12 protein-coding genes are annotated in these 16,843 nt (G+C 66.4%); 4 read left to right on the top strand and 8 right to left on the bottom strand.

The genetic code is table 11. The annotated features are described in order from the left end of the window. Window positions 1-4 precede the first annotated feature (4 nt). Together MJ606_RS11640 and MJ606_RS11635 are read left to right on the top strand one after the other, a co-directional pair. Complete coding sequence (locus MJ606_RS11640; RefSeq protein ID WP_243049684.1) at window positions 5-544, top strand: GNAT family N-acetyltransferase; 540 nt, start codon at window positions 5-7, stop codon at window positions 542-544. Next, a complete protein-coding gene (locus MJ606_RS11635) occupies window positions 541-1,113 on the top strand; it encodes a HutD family protein (RefSeq protein WP_243049683.1) in 573 nt (190 codons plus the stop codon). The genes MJ606_RS11640 and MJ606_RS11635 overlap by 4 nt, the downstream gene beginning before the upstream one ends. 57 nt (window positions 1,114-1,170) lie before the next feature. Here the strand turns inward: MJ606_RS11635 and MJ606_RS11630 are convergent, their stop codons facing one another. The 7 genes from MJ606_RS11630 to MJ606_RS11600 form a co-directional block, all read right to left on the bottom strand. Continuing rightward, on the bottom strand, window positions 1,171-2,082 hold the full coding sequence (locus tag MJ606_RS11630; protein WP_279236810.1) for a hypothetical protein: 912 nt from the start codon (window positions 2,080-2,082) through the stop codon (window positions 1,171-1,173). Beyond that, on the bottom strand, window positions 2,082-4,307 hold the full coding sequence (locus tag MJ606_RS11625) for a M1 family metallopeptidase (RefSeq protein WP_243049681.1): 2,226 nt from the start codon (window positions 4,305-4,307) through the stop codon (window positions 2,082-2,084). Before MJ606_RS11625 ends, MJ606_RS11630 begins: the two co-directional genes overlap by 1 nt. Before the next feature lie 129 nt (window positions 4,308-4,436). Continuing rightward, window positions 4,437-6,083, bottom strand: a complete 1,647-nt coding sequence (locus MJ606_RS11620) for a flavodoxin domain-containing protein (protein ID WP_243049680.1) — start codon at window positions 6,081-6,083, stop codon at window positions 4,437-4,439. Next, window positions 6,080-7,075, bottom strand: a complete 996-nt coding sequence (locus MJ606_RS11615) for an FAD:protein FMN transferase (RefSeq protein WP_243049679.1) — start codon at window positions 7,073-7,075, stop codon at window positions 6,080-6,082. Before MJ606_RS11615 ends, MJ606_RS11620 begins: the two co-directional genes overlap by 4 nt. Window positions 7,076-7,097: 22 nt before the next feature. Continuing rightward, the gene (locus MJ606_RS11610) at window positions 7,098-7,895 is read right to left on the bottom strand and encodes a DUF4198 domain-containing protein (protein WP_243049859.1); all 798 of its coding nucleotides are present in this window, start codon (window positions 7,893-7,895) and stop codon (window positions 7,098-7,100) included. Window positions 7,896-7,922: 27 nt separating this feature from the next. Next, a complete protein-coding gene (locus MJ606_RS11605; RefSeq protein ID WP_243049678.1) occupies window positions 7,923-8,438 on the bottom strand; it encodes a DUF2271 domain-containing protein in 516 nt (171 codons plus the stop codon). A gap of 12 nt (window positions 8,439-8,450) precedes the next feature. After that, window positions 8,451-9,110, bottom strand: coding sequence for a PepSY-associated TM helix domain-containing protein (locus MJ606_RS11600; protein ID WP_243049677.1), 660 nt, complete (start codon window positions 9,108-9,110; stop codon window positions 8,451-8,453). Window positions 9,111-9,338: 228 nt separating this feature from the next. On the opposite strand from MJ606_RS11600, the gene MJ606_RS11595 reads away from it, so the two are divergent. Together MJ606_RS11595 and MJ606_RS11590 are read left to right on the top strand one after the other, a co-directional pair. Next, window positions 9,339-10,028: a response regulator transcription factor gene (locus tag MJ606_RS11595; protein ID WP_243049676.1), complete on the top strand. Its 690-nt coding sequence runs from the start codon at window positions 9,339-9,341 to the stop codon at window positions 10,026-10,028. Window positions 10,029-10,069: 41 nt separating this feature from the next. Then, the gene (locus MJ606_RS11590) at window positions 10,070-11,485 is read left to right on the top strand and encodes a sensor histidine kinase (RefSeq protein WP_243049858.1); all 1,416 of its coding nucleotides are present in this window, start codon (window positions 10,070-10,072) and stop codon (window positions 11,483-11,485) included. Window positions 11,486-11,604: 119 nt separating this feature from the next. Here MJ606_RS11590 and MJ606_RS11585 read toward each other — a convergent pair whose 3' ends face one another. Continuing rightward, on the bottom strand, window positions 11,605-16,839 hold the full coding sequence (locus MJ606_RS11585; RefSeq protein WP_243049675.1) for a fibronectin type III domain-containing protein: 5,235 nt from the start codon (window positions 16,837-16,839) through the stop codon (window positions 11,605-11,607). Window positions 16,840-16,843: the final 4 nt, after the last annotated feature.

Here is a 16,843-nt window from a genome sequence, read left to right as displayed (position 1 = left end):
GACCATGATCGACATACCCGTGATTGAAACGGCGCGCCTGCGCCTGACCGCCCTTGCCGAACGGCATTTCGACGACTACGCCGCCATGCTGGCCGACCCGGCCAGCACCCGCTGGGTGGGCGATGGCCAGCCACTGGACCGCACCAATGCCTGGCGCTCGCTGGCCATGCTGATCGGCCACTGGCAACTGCGCGGCTTTGGCATGTGGGCGCTGGAATTGCAGGCCACCGGCGAGTTCATTGGCCGTGCCGGCCTGATGCGCCCCGAAGGCTGGCCCGACCTGGAGCTGGGCTGGATGCTCAAGCCGGACTTCCGCCACCACGGCTATGCCACCGAGGCCGGCAATGCCATCCTCGACTTCGCCTGGCGCACGCTCAACGCGCCACGCGTCATCAGCCTGGTGAAGATCGGCAACGAAGCGTCCGACCGCGTGGCCGAGCGCCTGGGCGGCGAGCACATCGAGGACATGGATTTCTTCGGCGCCCACAACCACGTGTTCGCCTATTACCCGCCCTACCCCGAACAACGCCGCGCCTGGGCATGAGCCTGTTGCAGCGCCTGCCCAGCGACGCACTGCATGGCGCGCCCTGCTCCGATGGCAGCGCCGTCATCACGGAGATCGCCCGCAGCCACGGTGGCGATGACTGGCGCTGGCGACTGAGCATGATCGGCCTGGGGCCGCATGACGTGGCATTTCCGGCACATGACGACATGCGCCGGCAATTTGTGCCGCTGGATGCCCCCGTGGACGTCACCTTTCCCGATGGGCGCACGCAACACCTGGACAGGTTCGCGATTGCGCACTTCGATCATCTCAATGATCCAGCAAGCTGCCTACCGGCATCGCCTACCCGTACTTTCAACCTGAAGCTGCGCGGCGATACCCAGGGCGAGCTGATGGCACGTCCCCTCAACGGCGCGATGGTGCTGCTCGCACCCACCGGCTGGCGCTGGTTCGTGCTGCTGCTTTCCGGTCAGGCCAACGTGATCGCCGATCACCACTCGCAGGCCCTCTCAGCCAATGACATGCTGTGGATCGACCCGATCCCCGGCCAGCCGATACGTATCGAGGGCGGTGGCGAATTGGTGTTGGCGCGCCTTCCCGTCGACTGAATCTCGCAGTCCAACAAAAAAGCCGCGTATGGGTCCGCCCCTGCAGCGGACACCCGGTCAACTCATCAGCCCCGAACGCCGCGACGGACCGCCGAGCGAGCGCGCGACATCCGCCAGTGCGAACAACCGCGCCGTGCGCATCCACCCCAGCGTCGCCACCACCAGCTGGCTCAGCAGGAAGCCGAGCAGCAAGCCGTGGGTGCCCACGGCGAGCGTATGCACGCGGGCCCATCCCAACAGCATGGCGATCACAAAACCGAGCAGCGTGATCAGCAGATAGCTCGACAGCGTGGAAAAGGGGCGCCGCAACAGCTGCCCCAATCCACGCAGCATGGCCAGCGTGGCCGAGCGCAGGCCGCCATCGGCAATGAATGCCGCACGAGCCGACTCCACCCATGCCTGCGCGATGACAACCGCCGCGCCGGACAGCCACCACGCGATGTGCTGGGCCAGCATGGCCTGCGATTCCAGCGTGGCCAGATCGACCCGGTCATCGGCCTTGTCCAGGCACAGCTGCACCAGCCCGAACGCCGCGGCATAAGGCGGCAGCGACCACAGCAGCAGGCGAAACATGCGGCCGTATTCCAGCAGCCCACCCTGCAGCAGCTGTGCGAAGCCGAGTGCGCGCCCCGTCCTGCCGCTTGCCACCACCATGCCGTTGAGCCAGGGCAGCAACAGCAACGCCAGCAACAGGCTGGCCATCAACGCACCATGCAGCGTGGCGTGCTGCTGGCCAAGCGCGGGTATGACATCGCTGAACATCAGCGCGTCGAACTGGCGCGCCCAATCGTGCGCATGCGTGGAGTGGTCGAGCAACCCACCCAGGGCCTGCATCAAGGGCAACGCGGCCACCGCCACCGGCAATAACAACAGCACTACCCACAGCAACAGCAGCCGCCACTGCAATGCGGCAAACGGCGCACTCGCCACCGCCGCCAAGTCGACACGTCGTGAACTCTTGTAGGCCATCACAGGGTCACCAGGAATGCGTAGAAAGCCTGCAGCACGGCGGCCACGTCGGCCGTCCAGCGCCGCGAGGCGGAGGTATCCGGCTTTACCGTGCGGCTGTCGTTGAGCTTGTTCGCATCGAGCAGGAGCTTCCGCTCGGGATCCAGCTCGGCCGATACCACCTTGGCCGGGCGCGTGAACACGAAGCGGGCCCAGCGGCGGTCGTCATCCCAGTGCAGGTCTTCGTGGCTGCCATCGGCGAAGGTCACGCGCAGCACCTGCGGCACCGGCGCACCATCGCGTACCACGGTGACGATGCTGCGCCACGGGAACGGCCCCGCGCCGCCCTTGCCGGCATCGGGATGGGATGTTTTCCAGGCTTCGCGTTGCTTGTCGACCGCCGTGTCACGATCGTCAGCCACCACTTCGCTACGCTCGCCCCGCTTCACCCAGCTGCCCGCCAGCGGCACCACTTCCTGGGTATCGATGGCGTCGACGCGATCGTCGATACGCGCGGTGCCATACACGTACTGGTCAAAGACCTCGTTGACGGCGCGGGCATTGCCGGAGACGTCGATCAGCACCGCACGCAGGTCGGCCACCGACGGGTGCCGGAAATGCCAGCGCCGGTAGTACTCGCGGAAGGCGCGCTCCATCACATCCTTGCCCAGGCGCTCTTCCAGGTCATGCATGGCGGTGGCCGTGCGCGAATACACCGTGCCGTAGCTGGAGCTGGAATAGCGATCCCAGCTGTTCTGGCCCAGCGGATCGTACGGTCGCGCCAGTCCGGCGCTCAGGCGCTCGAACGCAAACACATCCATCGATGGCGTGATGCCCGCGCGGCGCAGCCATGAACTGGGCACCAGGATGCGCTGGTTGCGCTCGCGCAGCATGCGCTCGTCCCAGTACTCGTTGATGCCCTCGTCGAGCATCGGCTCCTCGAACTCGTTCGAGGCCAGCAGGCCATAGAAGTAGCCATGGCCGAATTCGCGGATGGTGACAAAGTCGATGTCCCACTGGTCATAGGTCGCCGGATCGATCTTCGAATAACCCTCGGCGGTGAAGAACGTCGGGTACTCCATGCCGCCGGCTTCATCCGCGTTGAAGGGCGGCACCACCGCGGTGACGGTGCGATATGGATAGGCGCCCAGCGTGCGCGAGAAGTAGCCGAGCGAGTCGATGGTGGCCTTGAGCACAGGTGCCGCGCTCGCCGCGTATTCGGGCGGATAGATCACCTGCACGGCCACCTTGGGGCTGCCCGGCCCCTGCCAGCTGCCCTGCAGCACCTTGTAGTCCTTGGCGGCCACCCAGGCGAAGTCGTGCACGTCGCCCTGCACGAAGTGATAGGTGGTCTTGCCACCGGCGTCCTCGGGCTCCTCCTGCAAGGCGCCCACGGCGCCGACGGTGTAGTCGGAGGGCACCGTCAGGCGCACGTCGAAGTTGCCGAAGTCGGCGTAGAACTCACTGTTGAAGTGGAACTCGTGCACGTTCCACTGCACCTGGGTGGCGCCACGCTCACCGGGCAGTTCCAGCACGCCGATCTTGGGGAACCACTGCGCCACCAGGTTGAAATTCCCGAACCAGCCGGTGCGCTCGACCACGCGCGGCAGCTGGCTGACAAAGTCGATATCCAGCGTGAGCGTACCGCCGGCCGGCACCGGCTGGGCCAGGTCCACGCGCACCACGGTCTGGTCGGTGGCCGGGCCATCGTCGGGATGCACGAAGGTCCATTTCAGCGCGGTGGCTCCCTGCTGCACGCTGTTGAGGTCGATCCAGCCCCATTCGTTCTTTTTCAGCGCCGCCGCGCCACGCGAGTGGCCGTGCGCGGTGAGCACGCTGCGCTCGGTAAAGAACGTGCTGCCCTCGTTCTGGAATGCGTTGAGATACAGGTGCAGATAGATCTTGTCGACGGCGCGATCGCTGCGGTTGCGCCAGCTCAACTGCTCGTTGCCCTTGACGCTATGCCTGGCCGCATCCAGTTCGGCATCGATGCGGTAACTCACTACGCGATCGGACAAGGTCGGCTCATGGCCGGTGCGCTCGCCACCCCAGGCATCGACGGCACTGGCCTGGCGCGGTGCGTCGGCATGCGGCCTGGCCAGCGCAATCGGTTCCGGCGCGGCGGCAGGCGCCGCCGTCGACGCCGCCGAAGAGGGGGCATCCTGCGCGAACGCGGCCCACGAAAACGCCAGACACCACACCAGGGCCGGCCAGCGGCCCACCCGGCTTCCCATCGCTTTCCCCATGATGCCCTCCCCCGAAGGAACGCCCAGCGTGAGGCATCAGCGCGCCGCGCTCCTATAGGCCAAAGGTCATGGTTTTCCGTGCACCTGCCCTCGCTCCGGGAGCGACGAAAACGCAAGGCGGCAGGCTGCTCAGTACACGTCGCGGCGGTAGCGGCCGTCGTCGCGCAGGCGCTCCACCATGGCGTCGCCAAGCACCTCGCGAAGTACCGCATCGACACCCGGCGCCATGCCGTCAAGGCTGCCGCACACATAGATGGCGGCGCCCGCGTCCACCCAGGAACGCAGCTCGGCGGCGGCTTCGCGCAGGCGATCCTGCACATAGACGCGCACGGCGCCGTCACGCGACCAGGCAAGATCCAGGCGCGCGAGCTGGCCATTGCGCTGCCATTGCGTGATGTCGTCGCGATGGTAGAAGTCGTGCGCTGCCTGGCGCTCGCCGAACAGCAGCCAGTTGCGCGAGTGGCCCGCCGCGATGCGCGCCTTGAGCAAGGCGCGCAAACCGGCCAGGCCGGTGCCGTTGCCGACCAGGATCAATGGCCGTCCATCCGCCGGCATGTGGAAGCCGGCGTTCGCACGAATGCGCAGCGCAATCTCCGCGCCCGTTGCCGCATATTCGGTCAGCCAGCCCGAACCCACGCCCGGCGTACCGTCCGCGCGCTGCATGCGGCGCACCAGCAATTGCAGCGAGCCATCGGCGGGCAGCGACGCAATGGAGTATTCGCGATGCGGCAAGGCCTGCAGGCTGGCTACGAGCTCGGTTACGGATAGACCTCGCGCATCTTCGACGGCTGGCAGATGGCTGCCCGCCAGCCATTCCCGCAAGCTAGCGCGGCGGCCTTCATGCTCCACCCATGCCTCACCATCGAGCGAACTTTGCGTCAGCCAGCGTGCCACCTCGGCAGGCGCGTGCCGCGGCCCGATCTCCACCAGGTCACCGGCCTGCCACGCCGGGCTGCCTTCCAGCGGGCGCAGGGCCAGGTGGAAACACGGGCCGCCCAGGCTGCCGGGGTTGAGCAAGCGGCGTTCGAGCAGTTGCCAGCGCTGGTAGTCGGGGCGCTGCCAGTCCGGCAACTCGGTGGCGCCCGACAGCAGCGAGAGATGATGTTGCCAGTGGCGTAGCGCTGCCGGATCGCCGTTGTCCACTTCGACGGCATCGAACAGCGTCAGTGCGCCGCCCTGCTGCAGCCAATGCCGCAGCTGCCGGCCGAAACCGCAGAAGTCGTCGTAATCGTGATCGCCCAGCGCCAGCAGCCCGTAGTGCAGGTGCGCCAGCGGCAACGGCGCGCGCATGCAGCGAGTGACGAAGCGCATGGCGCCATCGGGCGCATCGCCTTCACCGGTGGTGCTGACCACGAACAGCATGCGACGCGCCTGTACCAGCGCATCGGCATCGAGTACGCCCAGATCGATCAGGCGCGCATCCATGCCGGCCAGCTGCAGACTCTGCACGGTTTGCCGCGCCAGCTGCTCGGCCGTGCCGGTCTGGCTGGCGTAGGCGACCCACAGGGGATCACGTTCGAAGGACGCACCCGGGGCCATCGCCGGCATCGATAAATGCCTTGCCTGGCGGCCACGCCACCACCCCAGCCATGCGGTGAAACCGAGCCACGCCAGCAGCACCGCACCAGCCGCCAGCCAGCATGCGGCGCCCGGATCGTGCCATTCCCACTCGCCCGCATGCAGGGTGGCCAGCCCACCAGCGATGATCGCCAACATGGCGCACAGCAGCGGGTTGCCCCACGCCATGCGCGTCGACGATGCGCCCGGCTGGCTCACGCGGCGAGCGCTGCGGCGAAGGCCGGCGAAAGACGTTCTTCCAGGCCGTGCTCGCCATGCAGGATAAACAGCACCGCCAGCCCGCGTTCGCGCGCGTAGGCAAGGCCGTGCTCGGGGCCCAACACAGTCATCAGCGTGCCCATCGGATCGGCCTGCATCGCACTGCCGGCCAGCACGCTGACGGAAGCGACCCCATGCGGCACCGGCCGTCCGGTGCGCGGATCGATGTGATGCGAGAAAGACCTGCCCGCCGCTTCGAAGTGCCGGCGATAGTCGCCGGAGGTGGCGATGGCGCGACCGCTCAACGTCACCACCTGGCTCAGCTGGTCCATGCGCTCCACCGTGCCCGTCGCGGCGCCCGGACGTTCGATGCCGATGCGCCAGGGGCGGCCATCGGGCTTCATCCCCTGCCCTTTCATCTCGCCGCCGACCTCGACCAGCCACGCGCCGATGCCGAGGCTATCCAGGTAGCGCCCCACCAGATCCACGCTGTAGCCCTTGGCCACCGAGGAAAGATCCAGGTACACGCCGCCGGGCTGATACAGGCTCTGGGTGGCGGCATCGAGCTTGAGCTTCCACCAGCCGATGCGTGCGCGCGCCACGGCAATGGCATCGTCCGAAGGCGGCTCGCGCCGGGCCGCTTCCGGGCCGAAGCCCCACAGGTTCACCAGCGGCCCCACCGTCGGGTCATACGCGCCGCCGCTGTTGCGCGCCACCTGCAGCGCATGGGCCACCACCTCGAAACACTCGGCGGGCAGCACCTGCCAGGTACCGGCGGGTGCGCGGTTGAAGCGCGACAACACCGACTGCGGCTTGTAGGTGCTCATCTGCTCGTCCACCCGATCCAGCCGCGCCTGGATGCCATCGTGCAGGGCGTGCAGCAAGGCATCGCTGGACAGCACCACACGCACGGACCAGGTGGTGCCCATGGTCTCGCCTTGCAGGCTCCGCACGGCAAGCGGCAATGTCATCGATGGCGTGAGAGTGAACATGACGCGACCACGTGGCGACGCATTACTGCGGCAGCACTTCCAGGGTGGCGGCATAGGACAGGCGACGCTGCCTGGCCGGCTTCACGCTGGCCTTGTCGTCCTGCGCGCTGGCGTTGATCCAGTACATGCCCGCGTGCGGCCAGTTGAGGCTGAACTTGCCGTCGTTGCCGGTGGTGACGTCGACTTCTTCCTGGGCATTGCGATAGCGCGTTTCGCCCGCGATTGCGCTGACCTTCAGGCCCGCTGCCGGCTTGCCGTCGAGCAGCAGTTGGAAGGTGGCCGGCTCGCCCACGGCCAGGTCGGTGAACTGCGTCACCGGCATCAGCTCAAGCCCCTTGCCCGTGGGCTTGAGTGCCACGGCGCTGGGCTTGCCGTTGGTGACGAAGGTTTCCACGCGATTGATCGACTCGGACACATCCAGGTTCTTGGCGCCGGCGGGAATCTCCCTGGCCAGGCTGGCCGCATCGCCGCGCCAGCGCTTCTTCTGGCCATCGAGGTCGTAGCTGGCGAACAGGCCGCCATTGACCACGGCAATCTTGTAGGTGCCCTGCTGGGTCAGATGCACGTCGAACACGCTGCGGTACTGGCCGGTAAGCGCGTTTTCCACTTTGGCCGTCTGGCCGTCCGGCGCGGTGATCACCACGCGATCGAGCGCTACCGGCATATGGTCGGGATAGAACAGGTCATTGGACACCGCGGCGTCCACCGTCACCCACGGGTCGGCGCCCGACACATTGGTGGCCGACGGCACCATCCACATCTTGTGCGCCTGCGCGGCCAGCGGCAGGGAGAGAGCCAGCACCAGCAGGCTCCCTTTCATCGAATGCTTGATCATGGTTTTCTCCCGTTATGGCGCAAGGTCGAGCTTGACGGCACCCAGTTCGCTGTTGCCCTGTGCGGCGAGTTCCTGCGGAGCGGTCGCCGGCCAGGTGAACGGCACGCGCACCACTTCGCGTCCACCTACTTCGCGCGCCGCCTCCACCACCAGCTCGTACTTGCCGGGGGCCAGTTGCCCCAGCGGCGCCTTGCCTTCGTGAAAGCTCAGCTTCTGGTCGCCGGCCGGGCGCGTGGCACCGGATACGCCATCGACCGGCATCTGCAGGTCGCGGCCGCCGCGACGCCACCACTGGCGCAGCTCGGGCAGCCACTTGGTGCCGGCGCCCTCTTTCGATTCCTTCTGCGCGTACCACACGGCCAGCTGCGCGGCGACGCTGTGGTCCTCGCGCTCCACCCACACGGCGGTGTACGGGCGGTGATACTCGGCCACATCGAGCTGGGGAATCTGCACGGTGACGTTGAGGTCGGCCGCCACCGCAGGCGCGGCGAGCAGCAGGGCGGGCATGGAGAGCAACAGGCGGCGCATGGGCATTCCCCGTCAATGGATGAAGATCAAGGCCAGCAACAGCGGCAGCACCAGACCCAAGGCCACCAACGGCCAGGTGGCGCCACGCTGGGCGGCGTGCATTTTGAGAAGCAGCAGGCCGGTGACCGAAAAGATCACACAGGCCAGCGCAAACACATCGATAAACCAGCTCCAGGCGGCGCCGGCATGACGCCCCTTGTGCAGGTCGTTGAGGTAGGCGATGACGCCGCGCGTGCTGCGCTCGTATTCCACCTTGCCGCTCTCGCGGTCGATGCTGAGCCAGGCGTCGCCGCCCGGTCGCGGCATCGAAAGGTAGATCTCGTCCGTCGACCAGTCGCCGGTGCGGCCGGCCACGTCCACATCCAGCGTGCCGGCGACCCAGTCGGCCACGGCGGTGGGCAAGGCCACGCCCTTGCGCTCGTCGTCGCCCGCCAGCGCATGCAGCAGGGGCGCCGGCAGCTGCGCATTGCGATGCACCGTCTGCGCCTTGGCCTCGATCTGCCCGGCATGGTTGAGCGTGAAGCCGGTGATGGCGAACAGCAGCATGCCGACCAGACACAGCGCCGAGCTGATCCAGTGCCATTGATGCAGTTGCTTGAGCCAGAATGCGCGCTGGACGCCAACCCGGTTCGCACCAGCCAAGTTTTCGCGCGACCGCGTCGCAGATTCCATGCCGTGCTCTTGCCTGTCCGATCCGCGCGGATTCTGCATGACGCGCCATGCAACGATGGCGCGCTCAAGCTGTCCCAGCACCTTGCCAGGGCGCTAAGCTGCCCGCTTGGGCGGCTTTCCCTGGCATCTGAGGCCGGGATCTTGCCACAAATGAGAATCACTCGCAATTTAGCGATTCCATTCAAGACCCTGCCGCAGCGTCCGGCCCCTACCCTCACTGGAAACCACATGCGCATATTGATTGCCGAGGATGACCCTTCCATTGCCGCTGGCGTCAGCGCGTCGCTGCGCCAGGGCGGCCACGCCGTGGATTGCGTGACCGATGGCGCCAAGGCCGATGCGGCCCTGCGCGACACGCCCTACGACCTGCTCATCCTCGATCTGGGCCTGCCCAACCTGGACGGCGCCGACGTGCTGCAACGCCTGCGCAAGCGCGGCACCGGCCTGCCGGTACTGGTGATCACCGCACGCGAGGGTTTGCGCGAGCGCGTGCGGGTATTGGACCTGGGTGCCGATGACTACCTGGTCAAACCGTTCGCCCTGGCCGAGTTCGAAGCGCGCGTGCGCGCCCTGCTGCGCCGCTATACCTCGCAAGGCGCGCCCGAACTGACCCTCGGCCGCCTGCGCCTGGACCTTCCCGGTCACCGCGCCTGGATCGACGACGCCCCGCTGGAACTGACCGCACGCGAATTCGGCCTGCTCGAAGCCCTGGCCGCGCGCCCGGATCGCGTCACCAGTCGCGCGCAACTGGTCGAGGCGCTGTGCAGCTGGGACGAGGAACTCACCGACAACGGCCTGGACATCGCCATCTACCGCCTGCGCCGCAAGCTGGTCGATTCGGGCACGCAGGTGCGCACCATCCGCGGCCTCGGCTACCTGCTCGAAGAATTGAAGGAAGGCGAGGAAAGCAAGGCATGAGCGACATGGCGCCCGAGCTGGATCGCTCCTGGCTGTACCGGATGATCGAACCCGACGGGCGCCCCAGCCTGCGACGCCGGCTGCTCTCCTCGCTGCTGGTGCCGTTGATGCTGCTGCTGGTGGTGGAAAGCCTGGTCACCTACAGCGGCGCGCTGATCTACTCCAACCACGTGCACGACCGCGACCTTGCCGACGACGCGATGACGCTGGCGCAAATGCTCAGCCAGGAAGACCTCGGCGGCCAGATCTCGCCGCAGGCGCGTTTCCTGCTCGAATACGCGCCCGAGGGCCACAATTACTTCAACGTCAGCAGCAGGAAACATGGCCTGCTGGCCGGTACCGCCGAACTGCAACCAGCCTCGCTGTCCGCCGCCACGCTGGATGGCGACCCCGCGCTGTACAGCACCACGCTGTACACCCATACCCAGAAGCGCCGCGACCTGCGCGCCGCCACCGTGCGCATTCCCAACCTGCGCGATCCCAGCGACCAGCTCACGGTCACCATGGCCGAAACCTTCCACGATCGCCACGAGCGCGCGCGGGAAATCCTGCTGTTGACCATACCCGCGCAAGCGATCCTGATCGCCAGCGTGTTCGTGCTGGTGCTGTATGGCGTGCGCGTGGGCCTGCGCCAGCTCGATCCGCTCACCGCGCGCCTGGCCGCGCGCGAACACGACCTGGCCCCCATCGGCGACGCCGATGTGCCGGTGGAAATCCTGCCGCTCACGCGCACCATCGACGGCCTGTTCGCACGCCAGCGCGGCATGCTGGCGCTGCAGGAACGCTTCATCGCCGACGCCGCGCACCAATTGAAGACACCGCTGGCCGGCCTGCGCGTGCATGTGGAACGCGCCCAGGCCGACCCCAGCAAGGAAACCGTCAACGACGCCCTGCAACACATCCTGCGCCTCACCCAGCGCGCCAGCCGCACCTCCAGCCAGCTGCTCGCGCTGACGCGGGCACAGTCGCCGGAACTGAGCGAGGCCAGTCCGCCCTGCCTGCTGGACCTCGCCCGCCTCGTACCCGAATTGCTGGGACTGCGCGTACACGACGCGATCGCCGCGGGCGTGGACCTCGGCTACGAGGGACCGCAGGAGCCGGTGTGGATCGACGGCGACCGCATCTCGCTGCAGGAAATGCTGGACAACCTGATCGACAACAGCCTGCGCTATGCGGGCCGCAACAGCATGCTGACGGTGGGTGTGGCGGTGGTCGCCAGCGGGGTCTGCCTAAGCGTGGAAGACAACGGCCCCGGCGTTCCGCCCGCCTTCCTCGAACGCCTGGGCGAACGCTTCTTCCGCGTGCCGGGCATGACCGAGGAGGGCACCGGGCTGGGCCTGGCGATCGTGCAGCGCATTGCCGAGCGTCATCAGGCGCAGGTGCATTACCTCAGCGGCAGCCAGGGCGGGCTGCGGGTGGAGATCGTGTTTCCGCCGGCGCGGACCTCGAAGGCGTAGCCGGAAGTGTTACAGGCCTGGCGCGCCGTCGCATTCGATGCGGGCATTCCCGTTACGCGCATGCGGTCCTACGTTCGATGCGCCGTACCTCCGAAATGGAGGTACGGCGCCATGTGTTGCTAGAACTGCTTCTTCACCCCGAGCCTGATCATCTGATCGTGCGCGTGCGGCTGGGTCAGGTAGTCGTATTCCGTGGTGATCAGCCAGTCGCCATGCAATTGCGCATCGCCGCCGAAACCGACCTGCATGCTATTGCCATTGGCGCTATAAGGATTGGTCAGGACATCCCAGGAACCGGCCGAGGGGATCTGGGCATAGCTCAGGTCCGTATGGGTTGCACCCTGGAAATCGTGGCCGAATTCCATGCGGAAGTGCGGAATCAGCAGACCCCAGCTCTCCTTGTATTCGCCACTCGCACGCACTCCCAGGATGGTCTTCGAGGTACGCACCAGCTCGCTTCCATAGCTGAGCGCTTCGGTGACGTCGCCGCGCTCCGAGAAGCCGTTCAGGCGTGACAGCGACCACTGCAGGCCGCCGTAGGGCGAGAGCAACCAGCTATTCCATTTGTACTCATAGCCACCGGTCAAGGAGGCGAACCATTGGTCGCCATCGCGGTGGCCAATCAGGTAGTCGCCCTTGTTCGAACCATAGCGTTGACTGTTGAAGCTCAAACCACCGCCGCCCAGTACGCCGTCGATAAAGGTGTGCGCCGACGGCGCGAAGCTGCCGTACATCGCCGCGCTGTAGCCCTGCGCAACGCTGCGGGTGCCGTCATTCGCGATGTCGCTGTCGTCATGGTTGTAGCCCAGGCTCAAGCCAAACACGCCCTGTGTGCCGATGCGCTGGTCGACACCGGCGGTCACGGCAATATTGTTCGAATCGAAGCCGGCCGCCTGGCGATAGGCATCGAAGGAACCGAAATTCGCCGTACCGCTGATCCAGACACCCAGCCCCTGGGGACCCTGCACTGTGCTGGTCGATGCATGGCTGCTTTGCGCATCCGGCGATGGTGACGTGCCGCCCACCGCGTCCGCCGCGCCGATGCCTGGACGCATAAAGCCCGTCGCCTGCGGCCACGACGCACTTCCTGGCGCGGCGCCATTCTGCGCCTGGCCCGGCGCGCCGTTGCCGCCCATGCCGCCACTCAAGGCTTTGCCATTGACGCTGAACGACAACGAGTTGCTGAAGAGCGCGCTGCCGCCGTCATGCAAGTTCTCCAGCCGGCCACGAATATTGTCGAACTGACTCTGCGCAAACATCTCCGCTTCAGTCGTCTGTGCATTGATCAGTCCAAGCACGTCCGGATTCTTGGAAGGATCCGGCTGCTTGCTCACCAGCACCAGGACATCGACCGTCACCGGACTGCCCGAAGCGGATGTCAGCAAGGCCGTGATCTGCACGAGTCCGGTGAACGTGCTCGACGGCGTATACGTCAGTGCCGTCGGCTGATTGAGCGAAACGCTGCCCGAGCCGCCGGGCGAAAGACTCAGCAGGGTCGATGCGGTATAGCCGCCCGCAACGATGCTGCCCAGATCCACCGATACCGGTGTGCCAGGCGTGGTGACGACCGTCTTCGTATGGCCTGCAGCACTGCCCGCCGCCGTAACAGTGACGGTGATGGTCGCTGCCTGCGAATGACCGAAGTTGTTGTCTACGACATAAGTAAACGTGTCGGTGCCCACGAAACCGCTCGCCGGCGTATAGGTGATCTGCTCACCGCTCGCTGATGCACTGCCGTGGGCAGGCTGCGAGGCAACGCTTATGCCGACGAATGGTTGCGGTCCTGTGGCACCGACTTGGGCATCAATCAGTACGGGTGTACCCGTCGTCGTCGCAACGGTGTGCGCGGCCGCGACCGGCACCGCAGAGGGCACCACCGTGATGGTCACCGTGGCAGGCGCGGATGTCCCACCCGGATTGGTCGCGGTGTAAGTGAAGCTGTCGGTGCCGCCATAGAAGCTGGACGATGGCGTGTAGGTCACGCTGTTGCCCGATACGGTAGTGCTGCCATGTTGCGGCACCTTCACGATCGCCACCGAGGTGACGTCGATGCCTGCGATCGCGCTGCCTAGATTGATGGTGGTCGCCGCGTTGTAGTTGGTATTCGCATTGACGTTGCTTGCCGTGGGCGGCGGCGGGTTGCTGATCGCCACCGCCAGGCTGACCGGTAGCGCGGCGACGTGGCTGCCATCGCCGGCCTGATTCGCCAGGACCGTGCATGTCCCCGCCGAAAGCGTGGTGACCGTGGCGCCCTGGATCGAGCACACCGCGCTTGACGAGGCGGCGATGGCAAACGCAAGCGGACTGCTCGAACCCGTGCCCGTTGCGGACACCGTGAAGGTGCCGCTCGGCTTGAACACCGGCGCCGCCGGGTTGGCGGCAAAATTCGTGATTGCGCCCACGGCCTTGGGCGTCACGCTGTTGGATGCCGCGGACGGTGCACTCGTGCCTGCCGCATTGGTGGCCGTCACCGTAAAGGTGTAGGCCGTGCCATTGGCGAGCCCGGTCACCGTGCAAGGGGATGCGGCGCAGGTTCCGGCCAGGCCACCCGGGCTGCTGGTTGCGGTGTAGCCCGTAATGGAATCTCCGCCGGTCACCGTCGGCGGCGTAAACGTCACCGTCGCCTGCGCATTGCCGGCGGTTGCCGTGCCGATGCCCGGCGCGGCGGGTGCCACACCAGCGATGGCGAACGACTGGCTCACCTGCGGCGCGGCCGGGTACGCATTGTTGCCGGCCTGGTTGGCATTGATGGTGCAGGTTCCCGGCGTCACCGGCGTCAGCACGCCGCCGCTGGTGATCGTGCACACAGCCGCCGTGCTCGACGAGAACGTCACCGGCAATCCGGATGTCGCGCTGGCCGTGAGCGTCGGCGTGGTGCCGAAATTCTGCGGACCCGGATTGGCGAAGTTGATCGTCTGGCTGCCTTTCGGCGTCACGGCATTCGATGCGGCAGACGGACTGCCAGTGCCAACCCCGTTGGTCGCCGTCACCGTGAAAGTGTACGCCGTGCCATTGGTAAGGCCGCTCACGGTACAAGGCGTATTTGCGCAAGTACCGGTGACGTTGCCGGGGCTGCTGGTGGCGGTATAACTGACGATCGGCGAGCCGCCCGACGTGGTCGGCGCGGTGAAATTCACCGTCGCCTGCTGGTTGCCCGCCGTCGCCGAGCCGATGGTGGGAGCGCCCGGCACGATCCCGTTGACGCTGAACGACTGACTCACCTGCGGCGCGGCCATGTACGCGCCATTGCCGGCCTGGTTGGCATTGACGGTGCACGTACCCGCCGTGATGAATGCAAGTACGCCGCCACTGGTCACCGTACACACGCTTGTCGTGCTCGACGAGAACGTTACCGTCAAGCCAGATGTGGCCGTGGCCACAAGCGTCGGCGTGGTGCCGAAGTTCTGCGTGCCCGGGTTGGTGAACGTAATCGTCTGCGCCGCCTTCGGCGTGACACTGTTTGATGCCGCCGATGGCGCGCCCGTACCTGCCGTATTGGTCGCGGTCACCGTGAAGGTATACGCCGTGCCATTGGTAAGGCCGGTGACGACGCAAGGCGTATTGGCGCAATTCCCCATCAGCCCACCCGGACTGCTGGTGGCGGTATAACTGACGATCGGCGAGCCGCCCGACGTGGTCGGCGCGGTGAAATTCACCGTCGCCTGCTGGTTGCCCGCCGTCGCCGAGCCGATGGTGGGAGCGCCCGGCACGATCCCGTTGACGCTGAACGACTGGCTCACCTGCGGCGCGGCCGTGTACGCGCCATTGCCGGCCTGGTTGGCATTGATGCTACACGTGCCGGCCGTGATGAACGTAAGCGCGCCACCGCTGGTGACGATACATACGGCCGTCGTGCCCGACGAGAACGTCACCGGCAATCCGGATGTCGCGGTGGCCACAAGCGTCGGCGTGGTGCCGAAGTTCTGCGTGCCCGGGTTGGTGAACATAATCGTCTGCGCCGCCTTCGGCGTGACACTGTTCGATGCCGCCGATGGCGCGCCCGTACCTGCCGTATTGGTCGCGGTCACCGTGAAGGTATACGCCGTGCCATTGGTAAGGCCGGTGACGACGCAAGGCGTATTGGCGCAATTCCCCGTCAGCCCACCCGGACTGCTGGTGACGATGTACTGGGTGATCGACGCACCGCCCGTGAAGGCGGGTGCCGTGAAGCTGATCGATGCCTGCCCTGCGCCCGCCGTCGCTGTACCGATGGTAGGCGCCCCAGGTACGACTGACCCGACCGCGAACAACTGGCTCACCTGCGGCGCTGCCGTGTACGTGCCATTGCCGGCCTGGTTTGCATTGATGCTACACGTGCCGGCCGTGATGAACGTAAGCGCACCGCCGCTGGTGATCGTGCATACCGCCGTTGTGCTCGACGTGAACGTTACCGTCAAGCCAGATGAGGCCGTGGCCGTAAGCGTCGGCGCCGTACCGAAGTTCTGCGGGCCTGGGTTAGCGAAGGTAATCGTCTGCGTCGCCTTCGGTGTGACGCTATTCGATGCCGGTGACGCCGTCCCGTTGCCGTCCGCATTGGTCGCCGTGACGGTGAACGTATAGGCGGTGCCGTTGGTAAGCCCCGTGATCACATGATTGAGCGCCGTCGAACCGGCGTTCGAGTCAACGCCGCCGGCGGGACTGGAGGTCACCGTGTAGCCGGTGATCGGCAAGCCGCCGTTACTGCCAGGTGCGGTGAACGTCACCGTGGCTTGCGCATTGCCGGCCGTGGCGGCAACGCTGGTCGGCGCGCCGGGCACGGTCGATGGCGTGACACTGTTGGACGCGCTCGACGACGAACCCGTACCCACAGAATTGGTGGCGGTAACGGTGAACGTATAGGCGGTGCCGTTGGTAAGGCCGTTCACAACACATGGCGAGCTGGCACAGGTGCTGGTCAGACCGCCGGGACTGCTGGTGGCCGTGTACTGCGTGATCGTGGCACCGCCGTTGCTGGCGGGCGCGGTGAAGGACACGCTGGCCTGCGCATTACCGGCCGTGGCGCTCACGCCAGTGGGCGCGCCCGGCACGGATGCCGCCGAGGCAATCGATACGTTGACAGTGATCGCGTTGCCGTTGCTGTCGGCAAAAGTGAATGAGTCGCTGGCGACCCCGTCGCCGTTATTGGTGTAGGTAACGGCATCGTTGAGGCTGTTCGCGGTCGCCGATCCATGCGATGGGTTCGAGACAATCCCGCCGATCCCAACAAGGCCGGGATCGGAATCGCAGGCCGTTGCGTTGATGCTGATCGTGCCGCCGGAGGCCATCGGCGAAGTGGACGGCGTGGTGTTGGCGTCGGGTACGTTGAAGTTAGGGCACAGCACCGGGCCGCCGGCATGCGCCAGGCCTGACCACATAAGC

The organism is Dyella sp. RRB7, from assembly GCF_022761115.1.
Taxonomy (GTDB): domain Bacteria; phylum Pseudomonadota; class Gammaproteobacteria; order Xanthomonadales; family Rhodanobacteraceae; genus Dyella.
The sequence above is the reverse complement of the archived record's forward strand: the minus strand, read 5'-3'. Positions and strand labels throughout refer to the sequence as shown.